Origin of the sequence: Nodosilinea sp. LEGE 07088 (genome assembly GCF_015207395.1) — a bacterium.
Taxonomy (GTDB): domain Bacteria; phylum Cyanobacteriota; class Cyanobacteriia; order Phormidesmidales; family Phormidesmidaceae; genus Nodosilinea.
Genome location: NZ_JADEWX010000001.1, coordinates 93,497 through 112,775, shown reverse-complemented (window position 1 = coordinate 112,775; position 19,279 = coordinate 93,497). Strand labels below are relative to the sequence as shown.

The window sequence follows — 19,279 nt, the reverse complement described above, 5'->3', positions numbered from 1 at the left end:
CACCTGAAGATGAAATGGGGATGAAATTCAACTGGGTTCAATGCCATAAACAGTGTGTGAAGAGAACGATGCCTGAGTAACACACTTGAACTAAATCTAAGTGAAAAACTTCAATACTTTCTGCAAACAGTTAATTTATCAAAGCCTTGGAAGGTCTTAAAGACTACTTATATGATTATAGCGTCGCAAGAAAATAAATTTCTGCCATTGCTAAAAGCTCCTGAACAGGTTTTATTTCACTTCCATTTCACTATTGCTGAATATCATGCTTAATTGAACGCTAAAGGTTGTTGAGCCCGAAGCGTTGAATCTCCTAGCTTGATAGGATACTTAGATGGCGTTCCTTAATAGACGTAGTTTTTTGCGCTTTACAGCAGGCGCAGGTTTAGGTGTAGGTTTGAGTTCTCTCTTGCCAGCGTATGCGAGACAAGGAGCATCTCTAAGTGAGATCGGCGAGGACATAGTTTATCCTGGCGTAATCGACCTACAGGTTCAGGAAACGGCCATTAAACTTGGTGGCCAAAATGCAAAAGCCCTTACTACCAATGGCTCTATACCTGGCCCTTTAATTCGCTTACGGGAAGGACAAACCGTTTCTATTAACGTCACCAATCAGCTTAACGAAGATACTTCGATTCACTGGCACGGGATTATTCTGCCTCCTGAGATGGATGGTGTACCTGGAGTTAGTTTTGCTGGCATTAAAGCCAGACAAACTTTTACTTATCAATTTCCGGTCACCCAGAATGGCACATATTGGTACCACAGCCACAGCGGTTTGCAGGAACAACAAGGGCACTTTGGGCCAATTATTATCGATCCAACCGAACCAGAGCCCTTCGAGTATGACCAAGATTATGTGGTTATGCTTTCCGATTGGACCTTCGAAGATCCCCATAGCGTTCTGGCTAACCTGAAACGCATGTCTCCTTATTACAACTATCAAAGACGGACAGTAGCCAACCTGGCTGAAGATGGCGACTGGAGAAGGATGCGCATGGACCCAACAGACATTGCGGATGTCACTGGAGCAACGTATACCTATCTGATGAATGGAATCGAGCCAGATTCTAACTGGACAGCTCTATTTCAGCCAGGAGATAAGGTTCGGCTCCGGTTTATCAATGCCTCTGCAATGACTTATTTCGATGTGCGCATTCCTGGTCTCAAAATGACCGTTGTTCAAGCAGACGGGCAAAATATACAACCCGTAGCCGTCGATGAGTTTAGAATTGCCGTTGCAGAAACCTATGACGTTATTGTAGAGCCCCAAACTGAGCAGGCCTATACGATTTTTGCCGAAACGATGGATCGCAGCGGTTATGCTCGCGGTACTCTAGCCGTGCGTGCAGGGTTGGAAGCATCTCTACCCGAACGACGCGAACGGCCACTGCGTACGATGGCCGACATGGGAATGGATCATGGTTCAATGGGTGCCGATTCGCCGACCATGGATTCCAATATGTCTTGCATGAGTAGCGATGCCCCCATGAATAATGACATGAGTGGGATGAGTAGCGATGCCCCTATGAACCATGACATGAGTGGGATGAGTAGCGATGCTCCCATGAACCATGACATGTCTTGTCCGGGCAACAGTTCTATGGTGCCCCATGGTCCTGATAGCCATGGCTCAGGAAATTCTGGCGTTCCTATGATGGTAGGAAGTCGTTTGCATGAACCGGGGACAGGTCTAGAAAATACTGGAACTCGTGTTTTGGTTTACACCGACTTGCGAAGCGTCAACCCAGGATATGACCAGCGACAGCCAGAGCGAGAACTAGAGTTGCACCTTACCGGCAACATGGAGCGATATATGTGGTCCTTTGACGGTAAAAAATATTCTGAAGAGAAAGAACTTACCTTCTACAACGGCGAACGCCTACGGCTAGTATTTGTGAATGACACCATGATGGAACACCCCATTCACCTACATGGAATGTGGATGGAAGTAGATAATGGTGCAGGGGAATACAAACCTCGCAAGCATACTATTAACGTTAAACCAGCCGAAAGACTTCCCGTAGAGGTTAATGTTGATGCCCCTGGTAGATGGGCTTTTCACTGCCATTTGCTTTATCACATGGAAGTTGGCATGTTCCGCACCGTAGCGGTTATTGACCGCCCAGCGGAGGTGGGCTAAATGTTGAATAATATCCAGCGGAAATTATTTTTTGCTCTAGCTACATCGGTTGGACTCGCAGGTATCGCTGGTTTATCGCTTCAAGCGGTTGCGATGCCTCAGGGCATAAGCGGTACTACTACAGCTACGAGCCATTGTCGCTTCTGCACTCCTGTTCCAGATAAGCCGGACACGAGTGCAGAAGCGACAATGGCTCATGATACATCTTATCCGGCTAATTCCTCAACGGAATCTAATAGCTTCGAAGAGCTTCAATTAGAGAATTCTAGCGAGCTAATAATAACTGTTAGTGAGCAGACTGAAGTACTTAGTATCGATCAGTTTTCGCTGGTGCCTGCGATTGAATTATCTTCAGCAGCAAAGGCTACCATAAGTCAAGATTTAGATGCTCGTGTTCCCGAAATTAATCAGGCTTTACAGCAATCTCCATTATTGGGACAGTCTAATGCTCCAGAAGTAGACACAGACGAATGGCCTGAGCCTGTAGAAGACAGTCAAGTTTTCTCGTATTTCTTAATCGATCAGCTAGAGTATCGATTTAATGAAGGGGAAGATACATTCAATTGGGACGCTATCGGTTGGGTTGGGGGCGACTATCAGAGACTCTGGATTAAAACAGAGGGAGATGTCGGTCTGAACAGTGACGATGGAGAGGCAGAGCTACAGCTTTTATACGGTAGGCTAATTGCTCCTTTTTGGGACTTTCAGGCAGGGATTCGATACGATCAAGTGTACAGTTCCGAAGGTGGTCCGGGGCGTGCGTTTGGCGTAATTGGGTTTCAGGGATTAGCACCCTATCTTTTCGAAATAGATAGCTCTTTATTTGTCAGTCAAGAAGGAGATATTTCTGCAAGATTTACTGCTGAATATCAGTTTCTTTTGACCCAACAACTTATCCTGCAACCCGAGTTTGAAACAAATATTGCGCTTCAGAAGGTGGAGGAGTTTGGTGTCGGTTCAGGTCTTAATGATATTGAGCTAGGGCTGCGTCTACGTTACGAAATCAATCGCAGATTTGCGCCCTATTTAGGCATTAGTTGGACCCAGAAATTTGGTGAAACAGCAAATTTTGCTAGAGAAGATGGCGAAGAAGTGAGCAACTTCGCTGTTGTAGGGGGTTTTAGATTTCTCTTTTGAGAGGCTCTTTTAAGGCATTCAGCAAGCACTCTTGAACCACAGGAATTTCTTCGATAGTACTACTTTAAGATCATGGCACCAGTCTAGGACTCTACAGCTAGCTGCAATATCAAGCTTAGACGCGCTGATTGCCAAATGCGAAGGGTTGACCCTGTAAGTAGCTAGAGCGTTTAACGTGTATCTGGAGGTGTGTAGGAAGATTAACCCATGGATCGTTTTCAAGATCTGTCAAATCAACAACCTATCCAAGACCAACGTGGATGGCTATCTTTTGGAATTGGGATTCTCCTTGCGATCGCAACTGGTATCCTCCTTCATTGGGTACCGCCTCAACCAAGATTGGATGTGTATGCTGTTGCCTTTGCAGCAATTGGAGCCGTATATGTGGGCTCAGCGCTAGCTGAGAAACGAGGGCGAAGCATTTTCCTGGAAGCGGCGATCGCGATCGTCTGCATTGCCCTATCTCTCGTTGCTCTCTGGGTGTCTCCTCTGGCGCTGATGGTAGGCTACCTTCTGCATGGCGTGTGGGACTTCTTTCATCATCCCGTGCAAGTCAGTACGCAGATTACCCAGCGCTGGTATCCGCCGCTGTGCGTAGGGCTTGATTGGGCGATCGCGATCGTGATTTCGCTTCAATACCTTCTCTAAGGTGCCCTGTTCGCCAGTTCTACCGCACCGGATTCTCTGGTCCGCGCCCCCGATACTCATCCACAAACGTGGCTGCCGCCTGAGGAGAAAATTCAGGCATAACGAGCTTCTTGGTCCAGGCGGTGAGGACAATTTCTTCACCCAGTCCTGCTTTAGGCACAACCACAATGCCCTCCCAGGGGCCAGAAAACTGGTTGGCCCAGCTTTCCAACGCTGTCATCGTCTCGATGGCAGGTTGGTCGTAATAAATCACGATGTTGCCGTGCTCCAGAGAATGCACCAGCTGTTCGGGGCGCTGCGCTTCCGTGTAAACTCCCGGCATTGCTGGGGTGGGGTCGTGAGGGCCAGAAGTGGGGAAGTCGCTGTCGTAATTAACAGACTGCCCTGGAGTGACGTGAGTTTGACCCTGGTCAGGGAAGGTTTTAACGGCTGCGAGGGCCGCAGCTCCGGCCTCAGTATTGGGCTCGAAGGCGACTCGCTCAGGGCGATTGCGATACCAGAGCGTGCCAATCACCGCCACCATCAATATAGCCACGCCAATTGGCCCAAAAACGATTGTCCAAACATTTAGACTTTTAGTCGTGCGGCGTCTAGATTTTTTGTGAGATTTTGTTTGTTCAACCATGCATGTGAAATAAGTGTGTAAAACTATTCAGACAATGATGAAAATCGACGTGACTTAGATGTTCGGATTATGGGTTGCAGAAGGACTATGCCGGACATACAAGCTGATTACTGCGATCATAATCGCGATCGCAGACAAGATATGCACCATGTTGAACGGTGTGCCAGGAAAGAACCAGGAGTCAGTCCGCAGAAACTCGATGAAGAAGCGACCTAACGGGTACCAGATTAGATATAGCAGGGCAATATCCCCTTCTTTCAGATCTTTTTGAAACCGTCGCGAAATCCAAAAGAGAACGGCAAATCCTAGAAAATTCCAGAGAGATTCGTACAGAAAAAGGGGATGAAACCGGGTACTTTCGGGATAGGTACTCAAATCGTTGTAGGGTTGAATCCGCTGCTGTGGGTCAATTCGTAAGCCCCACGACAGTGTAGTTGGTGGCCCGTATAATTCCTGGTTGATGAAGTTGCCCCAGCGCCCGATCGCCTGGGCAAGGGGTAATCCCAGGGCGATCGCGTCTAAGTAAGGCAGCGGTCTTAAATGCCGGATACGAGTAAATAGCCAGAGCGCGACTCCGCCAGCAATAAAGCCACCAAAAATGTGGATGCCGCCACCCCAGATCTTGAGGATTTCGCTCGGATTTTGCAGATAGTAGCCAAGGCCCGACTCTCCCCGTGGAGACTGGATGAAGACGTAGTAGAGTCGCGCTCCAATAAATCCTGGAATCAGAATCCAAACAAGCATATCCCAGAGATTTTCGGGATCTTCTCCTTTGCGAGCAACTTCACGACTGGCAACCCAAGCTGCTACCAGAATGGCTGCTAACATTAACACCCCATACCACCGCAGCGCTAAGGGGCCGAATTGAAAAATAATGGGGTCAACAGGCGGATACATGGCCCTTTTTATGAATGTTCAGCGAAGGCAGCGGTGGTGCCATCTTCCAGGAAGGAGAAGACGGTGTAAGGTTCAACGTAGCTGCCAGATTCCATACCGGGAGAGCCAATGGGCATTCCGGGAACGGCGATACCCGTTACGTCAGGCTTTTCAGTTAGCAAACGTTGTACATCGGCTGCTGGAATATGGCCTTCTATCACATACTTATCCACAATTGTCGTGTGGCAGGAGGCTAGATTGGCCGGAACACCATACTGTTCTTTAACCGCTGTCATATCTTCAATGGTGTTGTCCTTCACCTGAAAGCCAGCGGCTTCCATGTGTTCAATCCATTGACCGCAACAGCTGCAGGTGGGGCTACGAAAAACGGTGATTTCAGAGGTTATAGCGGCCCGTTCAACCGAATCGTTGTTGACAGCTGACAATTCTGGGCCTTTGGAAAGGCTACAGCCTGTCACCACAAATCCTGTGACGACTAAACCAATAGCCAAAGCCCTAGACCGATATAAGTGGTGACTCATCCTTTCCTCCTGGGTAAAAATCGGCTTGAAACTCTACGAAGCCTAATAACATAGCGTAGACGTTCCTGTGGGATAGAGAATCAAGATAGTTAGTGTAATATTCAAAATATGGTGGAATCATTGTCGCCATACCTGGATGAAGCGATACTCAAAGCATTCTCGGCACTGTCTACACCTTGCGACAACATAAGGACACTCAGCAACAGTAGTGCTGAGAAGACATCCCCTCCCCAGCCTGCATGAAGCCAATCAAACAGACTGGTTTGGTCGGTACCATGAAAGAAGGTCAACAAGGTATTGCGAATGATGTTGCCAACAACACTGATAACCGCAGCACCAACCAAGAGCATTCCCGTCTTTGTGCGAGAGCGTAAATTACCTGTCCAGTGAAGCAGTATTAACGCTACATACAGAGAAGTCATCAGCATTTTTAGTCCGGCACAGTATGGGGCGACTTCCACAATCCGTTCATTTACCAATATATAAATCTGGTCAACTGTCACAGTCATTCCACCCTGAATCAAAATGAATCCAACAATTGTTGAAATCATTCGCTGTAGCGGCATCAAGTAAGGTGCAATCAAATAGGGCAGATCAGTTGGCGTCGCTAGCACTACCAAAAGGAGAGGGAATCCCATCAGCCTGAGCCCAGCCCAGCCTTTAGAAGTCAACACTAGGCTGCTGAGTAAGATGGGTAGCGATAGGTTTATCAGGTTTTGCAGCGGGCTGAGATAGCTTATGCTGCCTAGAATCAGTAGCGCTAGCCCAAAAAGATTGTTCCGTGCTGGCAGCTGATGCCAGCGTTGTCGCAACTGCCATGTTGCCAAGATTGCATACGGGAAGCCAATCAAGGCATAGGAAAAGTACTCGTGCTCTATGCTAATGGACTTATTCAGCCAGCCATCGACCCAGTACAACACCAGAGGGGCATAGAGCACAGCCAGAAGAACTGCGATCGCAGACTCCATCGAGTAACGCTTAAGCGGCGATAAAATCTTCAGACTCGCTTGCATGGTGGCGAAGAAACTACTTTAGCCAATCAGTATTACTGGTAATCATGAAATGGAAATGAAATAGTCGCGTGTGCAATCGCGTGCACGGTTATCCCTTGACTCTATAGCTAACTAGAAGGTTTAGGATTGAATTTAGAGTCGTCTATGAGGCAAAGCTCATGGTCGTTGCAGTACGGTTAAAAATTGGCGAGATTTCTAAGAAGACCGGAGTGGCTGTCGGAGCGTTGCGGTACTATGAGAGTCTGAGGCTAATTCAGTCAGAACGGGGCGAGAACAGCTATCGCTACTATTCGCCCGAAACGATACAACAGGTCCAGTTCATTAAAAAAGCGCAGTCTTTAGGGTTCTCGCTGGAAGATGTGGGTGAGGTGCTGACGGTGCATCATCGTGGCGATGTGCCCTGTGAGTTTGTGCAGTCGCTGCTGCAAGACAAAATTCAGCAGCTTGAGGCACAGATCCAGCAGATGAATGCCTTCAAAGCTGAACTCGAAAACTATCGCGATCGCTGGGCGATCGATCGCCCCCGGCCTGCGCCAGGGGATATCTGCCCGCTGATCGAGACGATGCTGCTCACGGCATAGGCATCGGCTTATTCTGCTTGTCTAAAGCTGCTGGACGTTTCATCCTGGTTTCACAATTGACTGATAACTTCGCAGAGAAGCTATCTCTCAATCTTGTAATCCGATGTCTTTGGAACCGCCTTCATCTCAATCAGATATTCACGATTCCAGCATCGACGCTTCAGACCAATCTTCTGAAGCGTCATCTTTTACAAATTTTAGTGGTGAGTCTGCAAAAGATAGTGCTTCCCAACCTGCCCACCGTCGATATGGCCGGGCTCTGCTGGGACTCGGAGTCTTTGCGGCGCTGAGCAGTGGCATCTTGCTGGTCACCCAGCAGATTAAACCAGCTAATTCCATGGCGGGCATGGAAGGTCACGATATGGGTGGCATGTCCCACGACGACATGATGCAAGTCGATGGGGCGTTTAATGCCGTTCCGGTCACCGTCGAAGTGGTGCAGCCGGGAGCCTTTGAGGCCGGGGTGTCTTACACGGGCTCGATCATGCCCTACCAGGAAGCGGTGGTGTATCCGCGAGTAGCCGGGCAGTTGACCAACTATTCGGTGTATCCAGGCGATCGCGTGCAGGCGGGTCAGGTCCTCGCAGACCTGATGGCCGATGAGCGTTCGACCGAACTGGCTGAGGCCAACGCCGAGGCCAACGCCATGACGACATCCCTACAGGTCAGCCAGGTAGAAATTGACGAGCAGGCGCAGGAAATCGCTCGCCTGCAAGCGGAGCTGGATTATCTGAAGCTTCAAGAAGAGCGCTTTGCCAAGCTGACGGCAGCAGGCGCAACCTCCCAAAATGAATATGACCTGGCCGCCACTGACGTGGCCGCTCAGGAAGCCGCTTTGGCCGGTGCAAAGGCGACGCTAACGCGCCTGAATTCTCAAGTTGAGCGGGAGCGCGCCCGCGTCGGGCAGGCCCAGGCCAAAGTTAACACGGCGGCGGTGATGCAGGGCTACACCACCCTGCAAGCGCCCATCAGCGGCATCGTGCAGGCCCGCCTGGTTGATCCGGGTGTGGTGGTGCAGCCGGGGATGGGCGTACTGAAGATCGGCGACTATTCGCGGGTGCGGCTCCAGGCCAATGTGGCCCAAAAAGACGCCGGGTACATCCGAGTCGGGACGCCGATTCGGGCTCAGGTGCCGGGGGCGACTGAGGAGCCTCTGACCAGCAGCGTGACCAGCATTTTCCCCCAGACCAACAGTGACACCCGCACCGTCATGGTAGAAGCACTGATCGACAATCCCCAGGGCCGCTTGCTGTCGGGACAGTATTTGGAAATGACGCTGTTAACCGAGAGCAAGGGTAGCACTCTGTCGGTGCCGCGCTCGGCGGTGATGGAGTTCAGCGGCGCACCCTCGGTTTGGGTGATGGCGGGCACGATGGCCGAGCGCCGACCGGTGGAAACGGGGATGGACAGTGGAGACCGGATCGAAATCACCCGCGGGCTGAGCCCTGGCGATCAGGTGATCACCTCGGGCCACAGTCAGCTTGTACCCGGTGTGTCGGTCGCCATCGTGGATGACGCGGGCAGCCCTGTACCGGTGCTGGGCGACAGCAGCCAGGGCAGCGTGGAGGTGGCGATTGTCGAGCCCGATCCAACAAAAAGATTTAAGCCGGGAGCTGCGGAACTCATGCTGGAAGTGCGCGACCCCGCCACTCAGGAACCATTACCGGTTAAGGATGTCGTGGTGGATGCCACCATGCCGATGCCCAACATGGCCCCGATGACCACCCTGGTGCAGCTGGAACCCACTGACCAACCGGGGCAGTTCCGGGTCAAGACTCACTTCGGCATGGCCGGGGATTGGCAAATTAAAGTCGAGGTCAATGACTCTGACCACGCGGGCCAAGCCCTGATCACCGTGCCGGTTGAGTAGTGCTGGGCAGGGCTTCGGTTCAGTTCACTTTTTCTCTACATCATTGAGGATTTCATGAAAAAACTGTTCTTTCTTTTGATTCCGGTTGTTTTTTTCACAGCGGCTTGCGGTGGCAGCAATCAGGCAGAGAGTGAGCCTGCAGCAGATATGGCCCCAATGACGGAGTCGGCAGCAACACCTGCCGATGAAGGCGTTGCGATCTCTCTGGTATCCCCTGAAGATGCCGCCCTGCCAATGGGGGATGCAGAGTTGGTCTTGCAAGTGATGGACCCCGCTACTGGAGACCCTGTGGCGGTAGAAAATTTGCAAGTTGATCTTTCCATGTCCATGGATGGCATGGAGCCGATGACCACGATGGCGCTCGTGGAACCCGGTGAGGAAACAGGGCAGTACAAGGTCATGACCAACCTGGGCATGCAAGGCATGTGGATGATGGAAGTGACCTCCGCAGATCCCGCTATGCAGGGTGAGGCCACCTTCAACCTGGAAGTGAAGTAGATTCCCCTCCCCTCCTCGGAGGGGTGCCCGTAGGGCGGGGTGGGTTCGACCGTGAGTACGCTACTGATAGGTTAGATTGCAGCGCTATGGGCTTGTCCCACCCCTGCCCCTCCCAGGCTACCGCTTATACACATCTCTGTTCTTGGCTAAATCCTCATCATGATCCCCCCAGATGCGCCCTTTCCAAGTTCCTCAATACCCCCCCTTGAGAAAAGGGGGCAGTTTTGCTCAAAAAGGGAGCCATTGCCCCCCTTTTTAAGGGGGGTTGGGGGGATCGACCTAGTGCAATACGGCTGAGATGTATTTGTGTATAAGCGGTGAGCCCTCCCAGAAGGGGATTATGTTTGCGCCCTTTTCCCCTGACTATTCCCCCCTTGTTTTGAGGGCACTTAGACGATGAAAAGTTTCCTAACCAACTGGTCGATCAAGCACCCGGTCATCGTTGCGGCTTTGTACATTGCAGTGCTGGTGCTCTCGATGCTGACGCTGTTCCTATTGCCAGTGCGGATGATGCCGTACGTGGAAAGTCCCCTGGTGTCCATTGTGACCATGGCACCGGGGTCATCTCCGACGGAGGTGGAAACCTACATCAGCAAACCGATCGAGCAGCGGATGACGGTGCTGGACGGCGTGCGGTTCATTCGCTCCAGTTCCCAGCAGGATATGTCGTTGGTGACGATTCAGTTTGCCTGGGGAGACGACATCAGTAAAGCGGTACAGTCCGTGCAGAGTGTGATGACGGCGGCAGAGGGAGACATTGAGCTCGATAGCTTCAACTCGCGCTCCTACTGGGTGCTGCCCATCGACCCCTTGAACCGTCCGGTGTTGACCCTGGCCCTACAGGGGGACGGCTGGGATTCGGTGCAGCTGAGGGAGTTTGCCGACAATGCCCTGGTCGATCGGCTAACCCAGGTGCCCAATGTGCAGGCGGTGTCGATCTTTGGCGGCTATCGGCGGCAGCTGCAGGTGGTGGTGGATCGGCAACAGCTAGCGGCCTATGGACTGTCGATTTTGCAGGTGCGGGATGCGATCGATGGCAACAACATCAGCCAGGGAGCGGGGGTACTCACCCAGGGAGATTCAGAGATTCTGGTGCGGGCAGACAAGCGGGCGCTGAGTGCCGCCGATGTGATGGACTATCCCATCCTGGAGCAGGACGGCCAGGTGGTCTACGTCCGCGATGTGGCGACGGTAAAAGATACCTTTGAGGAGCGCCGCAGCGGCTATCGCTACAACGGCGAGGCCGCCCTGGCGGTAAATATTATTCAAAAGCCGGACTCCAGTTCGCCCCAGGTAATTTGGCAGGTGCGGGCGGAGCTGGAGCAGATTCAGGCCGAAAATCCGGGGCTGAGTTTTGAGGAAGCCTACGACAACTCCTATCTGGTCAATATCATCCTCGACAGCACCTTTCAGGAGCTGATGATTAGTGTGCTGCTGGCCGGGATTGTGATTCTGGTCTTTTTGGAGGACTTCCGGGCGACGGCGATCATTATGATCTCTATCCCCACGTCCCTGGCGCTCTCGACCCTACCTTTCATTCCCATTGACATGTCGCTCAACTCGTCCACGTTGATCGGCATGATGATGGCGATCGGAAAGCTGGTGGATGACTCGATTATCGTCATCGACTCCATTGATCAAAAGCTGAGAGCAGGCTTGCGACCCATGCAGGCGGCGATTAAAGGCACCGGAGAAGTGTTTCTGGCTAGCGCAGCGGCCAGCTGCGTGATGATTGCGGCGCTATTGCCCACGATTCTGGCGGGGGGATTAACCGGGCTGATGTTTGTGGGCATCGTTTGGCCCATGGTGTTTGCCTTCATTGCCTCGCTGGTGGTGTCGGTGACGCTGATTCCGCTGATCGCGGCCTTTGTGCTGAAGCCGCCCCAGGAGCGACGGCAGCGGCAGACCTGGCTACAGTGGCTGATGACCCCGGTGCGGGTCGGGTTTCAGAAGCTGGAGCAGGGCTATAGCTGGCTGCTCGATCGCTGCATGAACAACCGAGAAATCACGCTAGCGATCGCGGGTTCTGCCATCGTCCTCGCCGTTGCCCTCTATCCCTTTGTGCCGCAAGAAATGATGCCTTTGGGAGATTCCGGCCAGTTCATGGCCTCTCTGGAAATGGAGGCCGGCACCTCCTTTGCCAAGACCGATGAGAGCGTTTACCAGCTAGAGCAGCTCTTGCTGGCCCAGCCCGATATTGCCAAGGTGTCTGCCCAGACGGGCTTTGAGCTGACCCGCAACAGCACCTACTTCAGCGGCTACAGCATGGGCAGCGTCAACTCGGCCTCGCTGATCGTGACGCTGGAGAACGATCGCGATCGCGACATCTGGGAAATTATGGACAGCGTTGAGGCCGAAGCCCGCCGCACCATCCCCGGCCTGCGCCGGATTGGGCTCAAAGAAATGGGAGTCGATGTGATGGCCACCTCTGCGGCCCCCATTCAGCTGGCGGTCTATGGCGAAGATTTGGAGGTGCTGCACCGATTAGCAGAAGGCGTGTTGCGCATTGCCGAAGATACCCCCGGCCTGGTGATGGCCCAAACCAGCTCGGCCCTGACTCAGCCGGAATACCAGCTCACAGTGGATCGCCGTCGCGCCGAAGAACTGGGGCTGGATGTGCGCATGGTGGCCCAACAGGCCCGCTATGCGTTGAATGGGGGCTTCACCCAGCGCTACTACAACCGCCCTAACCTGCGGCAGAACTCCATTTTGGTGCGCTACGACCAAGCAGATCGCGGCACCCTGGACAATCTGGCCGGGACTTACATCACCACGTCGATGGGGCAGCAGGTGCCGCTGAACACCGTCGCTACCCTGGAACGTCAGAGCGGCCCCACCCTGGTTGAGCATGTCAACGGTAAGCGGGTCGTCTACGTCAACGGCTACTACCGCAAGGGTGGGCCAGCGTCGATGGATCTTTCGATGGCGATCGCCATGCGAGCGGGGCAAGAACTCAGCTTTCCCCCCGGCTACGGTGTAGATTCCATGGGCGACATGACCGACATGATGATCGAGTTCGATCGCCTGCTGAAAGGGCTGCTGGTATCGCTGGTGCTGATCTACCTAATTCTGGTGATCCAGTTCGGCTCCTTCATTCAGCCGCTGGTGATGATGCTATCGGTGCCGTTGCAGCTCGTGGGCGTCTTCGGTGGTCTCATCCTGGCTCAGCAGACCCTGTCGAGTGTCTCAATTCTAGGCATTGTGATTTTGTCGGGTCTATCCCTATCCGCTGCAATCTTATTGCTAGAGCTGATTTTGGCCAAGCGAGCCGAAGGGGTGCCCCGCGATGTCGCCATTCGCATGGCAGGCCCGGTGCGGCTGAAGGCGATCACGATGACCACGCTCACCACCGTGATCGTGATCGTGCGACTGGCCTTTTTCCCGGAGATCGGCATGGATGCCTACTCGCCCATTGCCACGGTGATTCTGGGTGGGCTGCTGCTTTCAACCCTGCTGACGCTGGTGGTGGTGCCGGTGGTGTATTCCTTTATCGACGATGCCACGGTATGGCTGAAGCGACGGGGGCGACGGCGGACTCCGAAAAAGTTGGAAGCTGTTATCGGTAAGTAAAGTCTGGGATTGTGAGGCTCTCCTGGACTTGGTTTTGAAGAGTCGAAGCTACTAAGTGAAATCCGGAATTTTATGCACATTCATACCCTCGAACAGTGGCAGCATTCTCACGATTTCTCTGTTAACCAGGATCGTGCGGAGAAAAACACCAAGATCGTCATGTTACTGACCGCAATTACGATGATTGCGGAAATTGTAGCTGGAACCATTTTCGGTTCCATGGCCCTGCTAGCAGACGGTTGGCATATGGCAACTCACGTCGCCGCCTTCGGAATTACAATCTTTGCCTATCAGTATGCTCGCCGCCATGCGGTAGATCCTAAATATACCTTTGGGACTGGCAAAGTAAGTGTGCTTGGCGGCTTTGCTAGTGCTGTAGCCCTTGCTGTTATTGCATTTGTCATGGCGTTTGAATCAGTCACCCGTCTTTTCCAACCCCAAGCGATTCAATTCAATGAAGCGATTGGTGTGGCTGTGCTTGGGCTGGCCGTCAATTTAGCCAGTGCATGGTTATTGCGGGATCATCACGATCACGGCCATGATCACCACAGCGATGATCATGACCATCACCAGGATCACAATCTTCGGGCTGCTTACGTTCACGTTTTAGCAGATGCACTCACCTCTGTTCTGGCCATTATTGCCTTATTCGCCGGAAAGTTTTTAGGTTGGGTTTGGCTAGATGCTGTGATGGGCTTAGTCGGTGCAGGTTTGATTACAAGATGGGCTTACGGTTTGGTGAGTGATACGAGTTCAATCTTGCTGGATGGAGGTATTGATAAGCAAATTAAGCTAGATATCATGACCGCTATTGAGGACGATGCTGATAATCGAGTCACCGATTTACACCTCTGGTATGTGAGCCAAAATCATATAGCCGCAACCATCTCACTGGTCAGCCACTATCCTCAGGCTCCAGAACATTACAAAAGACTGCTCAACCATATTCCAGCCCTTTCTCATGTAATTGTTGAAGTCAATCATTGTCATGGTGAGCCTTGTATAGACTTTCAGCGTGACAAATCTTCGCACGTAAAAATCCAAGCTACTGATCGCCATGCGCATTCTGTTGGTTGAAGACGAACCCGACCTGGGCAAGGCCATCAAACGCACCCTCACCCAAGAAGCCTATGTGGTGGACTGGGTGCAATCAGGGGATGAGGCATTGACCTACCTGGAGCATGACCTGTCGCTTTACACCGTGGGCGTGTTCGACTGGATGCTGCCCGGGAAGTCAGGCATTGAGCTGTGCAATTGGCTCAGGTCAAACCGCCATGCCCTACCCGTCCTCATCCTCACCGCTAAAGACCAAATTGAAGACCGCATTACCGGGCTGGATGCCGGAGCCGATGACTATTTGGTGAAACCCTTCAGCATGGACGAACTGCTGGCCCGACTGCGAGCCCTGCGACGGCGATCGCCCGAAATTAAGCCCAGTAAACTACAGGTAGGGCCATTAATGCTAGATTGCGATCGCCGCATCGCCTTCCTCAACTCTAGCGATGCCGAAGAGCTCATCGAACTCACCCAAAAAGAGTTTCAGCTGCTGAAATACTTCATGGAGCACCCGAACCAGATTTTGACTCGCGACCAAGTGCTGAATCAGCTTTGGGAATTTGGAGCCGAACCCAACAGCAACGTTGTCGCGGCTCAGATACGGCTACTGCGACGTAAATTGGCTCAACATAGCTGCGATGATCTAATTGAGACTGTCTATGGCATGGGATACCGCCTCAACACCTAATAAGCTGTTCCGTCGCAGCCGTTGGCAGCTCACAGCCTGGTACACCGGGGTCATGGCTTTGGTGTTAAGTGTTTGTGGGCTGGCGGTTTACGAGGCCATTGCTCATGCCCATCGGGTAACTGCCGATCGTGAACTCAAGTCTGTTGCTGAAACGATTCACGATGCCTTAGAAAAGACGCTTACGACAGATGGGCAAATTGATGCAGTATCGCCTAATTTGTTGCCCAACCTATGTGTTGCGGGCGAAGGGTGCCCGGTCCCTTTTGAACTTTCTCGTGGCCATCACGGCGGGACGTTGTATCGAGGTAGTTATTACATTCGAGTGCTTGATCCGGCAGGAGAATTGATGGCAACTGCTGGAATTTATCCTGCAGGTTTACCGACTATAGATACTGAGCCTGCTTGGCAGACCCTACGAGATGATGAGGACAACGAGTATCGGCAGATCGCATTACCTATCAAGACGCTAGAAGGTGATGCCCTATTAGCCACTCTACTCGTGGGGCGATCTTTTGGTGACTTTGCTCACTACCTGGCAACCATTCGCTGGATTATTTTACTTAGCCTACCAATCACAATGGGCCTAATTGCGATCGCCAGCTGGTGGCTAGCAGAATTAGCACTCAAGCCTGTGCGAGCGTCGTACCAAAAAATTCAGCAATTTACGGCTGATGCGGCCCATGAACTGCGGACGCCGCTTACGGCTGTTCAGGCAACAGCAGAGTCTGTAATGCGACTCTCCACAATTTCGGATGCTGACGCCCGAGAAATGTTGCAGGTTACAACTCGTCAAACTCAGCGTCTGACGACATTAGTCAGCGATCTACTACTGCTCTCCCGATTGGACATTCAGAGACCAGCTAAGATGTCGCCTTGCTGCTTGCAAGACATTCTGAGTGACATTGAAGAAGAACTAGCGGCATTAGCCCTATCCAGTGACATCCGATTGGTCCTTGATCAACCGCTTGAGCCCCGCATAGTTGTCATAGGGCATGAAGCCCATCTTTACCGACTGGTACTCAATATCGTCAGCAATGCTCTGCAACATACTCCAGCAGGTGGCAAGGTGCTTGTTCAGCTACGACACAATGTCCGCAACACATTTCCTGAAGGAGAAAAGCGGCAGGTACTCATCACGGTAGAAGATACGGGGGTTGGCATTACCCCAGAAGAGCAACAGCGAATTTTTGACCGCTTCTACCGGGTCGAAAAAGACCGCTCACGACAAAGCGGTGGCTCAGGATTGGGGCTGTCGATCTCACTGGCGATCGCTCAAGCCCACGGCGGTAGTATTTGGGTACACAGTCAGCTCGGTCAAGGTAGCCTTTTCACAGTTAGCTTACCCATCTCAACAAGGGGGGCTTAACAATAAGGGGGAACTAGACTGTTGATGGATGATGCAGGTCGCAACATCGTACTGCATAAGTCTTTCCGTTTTTAATACTCAATTCTCTAAAATTCTCGTAAGACAGGGCTTTCAGGCTTCATCACCTCTTTGGAAATCAGCGCAAAATAAGAGGCTCAACGTAAATCGTCAGGAATTAGCTGATGAATAGTAATTAATTTCATCATGGTTTCATCACATCCTCTTAACCTGGATAGGAGAGCAAGCATAAAGCCCTGAATCTAGTACTGCTTGGCGGAAGTATCCCTATCATTGCCGCGCAAGTGTCACGCTTGTCGCAGAATAGAAGCTTGCTCAACAAGATGATGGCAAGATTTACGCCGCTGAGTACTAGCAATTTATGTGCTGATCTATTGATTTTTAGGAGTAGACAAAATGGACACTGATATTTTGGTTATTTCTAATGATGAGAAAATGAGTCAGCTCATGCAGATAGAACTTGAGCTAGAAGGTCATAGCGTTCTCACAGACACTGATAGCACGTCTGGCTTTATTATGTTGCGCAAGACTCAACCAAAACTGCTGATTTTAGATGTAGAAGCACCGGGTTTATCCGCGATCGAAGTTTGTCAGCGTCTACGTACTACGAATCCTTGTCTAAAAATCATTCTTATCATTGACAACGAAAGGGTACAAGCTTCTGACTGGGGAGCCGATGACTATATATTTAAGCCTCTAAACTTAACCGAATTCCTGTTGAGAGCTAAGTTAGCGATGTGCTCGAAAATTTCAAGAAAGGAAAACACTCTAACATTCGAAGACTTATCTTTAGATCTCGAAAGTCGCGATGTCTATCGCGGCGATCGCCTGATTGAACTAACCCCTAAGGAATTTGATTTACTAAGCTACTTGCTGCGTCATCCTAAACAGGTGATGGAACAGGATCGTCTGCTTGAGACCATCTGGGATTACGAATTTGTGGGTGGCACTAACGTACTGCATGTGTGCATTAGTAGCCTTAGGCATAAACTAGAAGCAGCTGGAGAACTTCGCTTAATTCAAACTGTTCGAGGGGTTGGTTATGTCCTTAGACTACCTGTTTCACACTGCTCTACTAGTAAGTTATCTCAAGTTAGCTAGAATAAGAGTATTTACAAGACACAGTATTGTTCTGATAGTCAAATTAAGATCAAATAAATAATAGGTTTTAATAGGACATCCTTAGTGGTGCAGAAAACTCCTGAACCCCTTATAAATCAAGGATTCTCACCGAGACAGCGATCTTGAGGTTTATCGGGCAAACGAACCAAGGCAATGGGTTTCAGCTGCTATTCTGACCGTTCAGGTTGTCCATCATGAGACTCAAAAAAGTTTTCTGCACCACTAAGATAGGACATCTAGGAATATCCTAAAATGCAGGAATCCTGCTAAAGATTCCTGCATCTATTTTTCACTTGATCTGCCTAAATCTACTTTTTAGCCACCACGATAATCACGATTGTGTTCTTTTAGTTCAAGCAGAGTGACAACTCCATCTCCATTCAAGTCTGCGCTTGAATTCTGAAGATTAGTTTGGCTAGTAGCACTAGCTAGAGGAGTCATCGCCAATAGGGCCATCGTAGCTGTCAAACTAGATAGTAAAAGCTGTTTCATCATTATTCTCCATAAGAGTAGATTTTTTGCAGAGTTAAGTATCTTTTACTCAACTCATACTCTTATGATAAAACGCCATGCTAAACAGCCCATTAAAGTATCCTGTTCTATACTTAAAAATTAGCTTAAGAACCTAAGGATTAGCTTTCTAAGCTGAGTGCTTAAATACTCCCGTCAGATAGAAAAAACCTGAATTTAATTTAAAAAATTCCAGAATTTTTTGGCAAACTCAATTTTTATTTTCTTTAGCTCATTGATGGCCTTATACTAACCAAATCGCCAAGAAAATTACCCTAGCTTATATCATTTGACTGAACTGACACTCGATAAGTCAGATGAAGTACAACGAGGGTCATAATGCACAATTAAAGGTGACATGCTTCACCTTACTTGCATGAGAATTGCTATATAAAATTTCATGGAGTCTTCCAGAAATCAAGTCGGATTTCAGTATCAGTCAACCAATAACGATGAAACTTGGAATTGCCATGACTTACTGGTTTATCCTTTCAGAGAGCAGTTTCTTAAGCTCAGCTTGCAAGCTTATCAGCGCCTCAATCTGATTATCAAGCATCAAGATTTTATCTTCTAGACGTCTCTTAGTCTCGTCAGTAAGAGTACTCTGCTGGTCATAGATTCTGAATAATTCTTTGATCTCTTGAAGGCTCAATCCAAAGCTCTGACATTGTTTTATAAATTCCAGGTATGACAAAACCTTTAGCGAAAACTGGCGAAAGCCACTATCAGTACGTCCTGATGCTTTGATTAGACCCAAATCTTCATAGTAGCGAATGGTTGTGATCGAGATGCCACTCAGTTTGGCAATTTGACCAATAAAGAAGAGTTTTTTATCTTGAGCTGACATGATATACGCTTGAATTCACTTACAGCTAAATATTCTTCCCTTCCTCTAGAACTCAAGTCAACCAAAGCACTATTTTAGTCAGCCGTGAATAATACTAGAGAATCGCAGCCAGGCAAGCAGCCTAAATACATGGCTGATATTCTCACACCTCTCAACAAAAACTTAAGAA

The 19,279-nt window shown here is 50.4% G+C and carries 16 protein-coding genes; 11 read left to right on the top strand and 5 right to left on the bottom strand.

The features are described 5' to 3' along the window. Nucleotides 1-334 precede the first annotated feature (334 nt). From IQ254_RS00560 to IQ254_RS31260, 3 genes are all read left to right on the top strand, one after another. Nucleotides 335-2,143, top strand: coding sequence for a copper resistance system multicopper oxidase (locus IQ254_RS00560; protein WP_193963211.1), 1,809 nt, complete (start codon nucleotides 335-337; stop codon nucleotides 2,141-2,143). Then, complete coding sequence (locus tag IQ254_RS00555) at nucleotides 2,144-3,280, top strand: copper resistance protein B (RefSeq protein WP_228039850.1); 1,137 nt, start codon at nucleotides 2,144-2,146, stop codon at nucleotides 3,278-3,280. It abuts the gene before it with no gap. 207 nt (nucleotides 3,281-3,487) lie between these two features. Next, nucleotides 3,488-3,928 carry a DUF6010 family protein gene (locus IQ254_RS31260; protein WP_228039848.1) on the top strand — a complete coding sequence of 147 codons (441 nt, stop codon included), beginning with the start codon at nucleotides 3,488-3,490 and terminating at the stop codon, nucleotides 3,926-3,928. Nucleotides 3,929-3,947: 19 nt separating this feature from the next. On the opposite strand, the gene IQ254_RS00545 is transcribed toward IQ254_RS31260, so the two are convergent. The 4 genes from IQ254_RS00545 to crtB form a co-directional block, all read right to left on the bottom strand. Beyond that, complete coding sequence (locus IQ254_RS00545) at nucleotides 3,948-4,463, bottom strand: DUF3105 domain-containing protein (protein ID WP_193963209.1); 516 nt, start codon at nucleotides 4,461-4,463, stop codon at nucleotides 3,948-3,950. 144 nt (nucleotides 4,464-4,607) lie between these two features. Beyond that, a complete protein-coding gene (gene lgt, locus IQ254_RS00540; RefSeq protein WP_193963207.1) occupies nucleotides 4,608-5,450 on the bottom strand; it encodes a prolipoprotein diacylglyceryl transferase in 843 nt (280 codons plus the stop codon). 8 nt (nucleotides 5,451-5,458) lie between these two features. Further along, nucleotides 5,459-5,941: a DUF411 domain-containing protein gene (locus tag IQ254_RS00535; RefSeq protein ID WP_228039846.1), complete on the bottom strand. Its 483-nt coding sequence runs from the start codon at nucleotides 5,939-5,941 to the stop codon at nucleotides 5,459-5,461. Between the two features lie 131 nt (nucleotides 5,942-6,072). After that, a complete protein-coding gene (gene crtB, locus IQ254_RS00530) occupies nucleotides 6,073-6,984 on the bottom strand; it encodes a cyanoexosortase B (RefSeq protein WP_193963203.1) in 912 nt (303 codons plus the stop codon). Nucleotides 6,985-7,142: 158 nt separating this feature from the next. On the opposite strand from crtB, the gene IQ254_RS00525 reads away from it, so the two are divergent. The 8 genes from IQ254_RS00525 (at nucleotide 7,143) to IQ254_RS00490 (ending at nucleotide 17,732) form a co-directional block, all read left to right on the top strand. Continuing rightward, on the top strand, nucleotides 7,143-7,565 hold the full coding sequence (locus IQ254_RS00525; RefSeq protein ID WP_193963202.1) for a heavy metal-responsive transcriptional regulator: 423 nt from the start codon (nucleotides 7,143-7,145) through the stop codon (nucleotides 7,563-7,565). A 103-nt stretch (nucleotides 7,566-7,668) separates the two neighbouring features. Next, nucleotides 7,669-9,435 carry an efflux RND transporter periplasmic adaptor subunit gene (locus IQ254_RS00520; RefSeq protein WP_193963201.1) on the top strand — a complete coding sequence of 589 codons (1,767 nt, stop codon included), beginning with the start codon at nucleotides 7,669-7,671 and terminating at the stop codon, nucleotides 9,433-9,435. Nucleotides 9,436-9,489: 54 nt separating this feature from the next. Continuing rightward, nucleotides 9,490-9,933: a FixH family protein gene (locus IQ254_RS00515; RefSeq protein ID WP_193963200.1), complete on the top strand. Its 444-nt coding sequence runs from the start codon at nucleotides 9,490-9,492 to the stop codon at nucleotides 9,931-9,933. Nucleotides 9,934-10,329: 396 nt separating this feature from the next. Then, nucleotides 10,330-13,503 carry an efflux RND transporter permease subunit gene (locus IQ254_RS00510; RefSeq protein WP_193963199.1) on the top strand — a complete coding sequence of 1,058 codons (3,174 nt, stop codon included), beginning with the start codon at nucleotides 10,330-10,332 and terminating at the stop codon, nucleotides 13,501-13,503. Nucleotides 13,504-13,575: 72 nt separating this feature from the next. Further along, a complete protein-coding gene (gene dmeF, locus IQ254_RS00505; protein WP_193963198.1) occupies nucleotides 13,576-14,580 on the top strand; it encodes a CDF family Co(II)/Ni(II) efflux transporter DmeF in 1,005 nt (334 codons plus the stop codon). Then, nucleotides 14,561-15,247 carry a two-component system response regulator RppA gene (gene rppA, locus IQ254_RS00500; protein WP_193963190.1) on the top strand — a complete coding sequence of 229 codons (687 nt, stop codon included), beginning with the start codon at nucleotides 14,561-14,563 and terminating at the stop codon, nucleotides 15,245-15,247. Before dmeF ends, rppA begins: the two co-directional genes overlap by 20 nt. After that, nucleotides 15,219-16,613 (top strand): two-component system sensor histidine kinase RppB, encoded by a 1,395-nt coding sequence (rppB, locus tag IQ254_RS00495; RefSeq protein ID WP_193963188.1) that lies wholly within the window; start codon nucleotides 15,219-15,221, stop codon nucleotides 16,611-16,613. Before rppA ends, rppB begins: the two co-directional genes overlap by 29 nt. A gap of 414 nt (nucleotides 16,614-17,027) precedes the next feature. After that, nucleotides 17,028-17,732 carry a response regulator transcription factor gene (locus IQ254_RS00490; protein ID WP_193963186.1) on the top strand — a complete coding sequence of 235 codons (705 nt, stop codon included), beginning with the start codon at nucleotides 17,028-17,030 and terminating at the stop codon, nucleotides 17,730-17,732. Between the two features lie 1,006 nt (nucleotides 17,733-18,738). Here IQ254_RS00490 and IQ254_RS00485 read toward each other — a convergent pair. Continuing rightward, nucleotides 18,739-19,110 carry a MerR family DNA-binding protein gene (locus IQ254_RS00485; RefSeq protein ID WP_193963184.1) on the bottom strand — a complete coding sequence of 124 codons (372 nt, stop codon included), beginning with the start codon at nucleotides 19,108-19,110 and terminating at the stop codon, nucleotides 18,739-18,741. Between the last annotated feature and the right edge of the window lie 169 nt (nucleotides 19,111-19,279).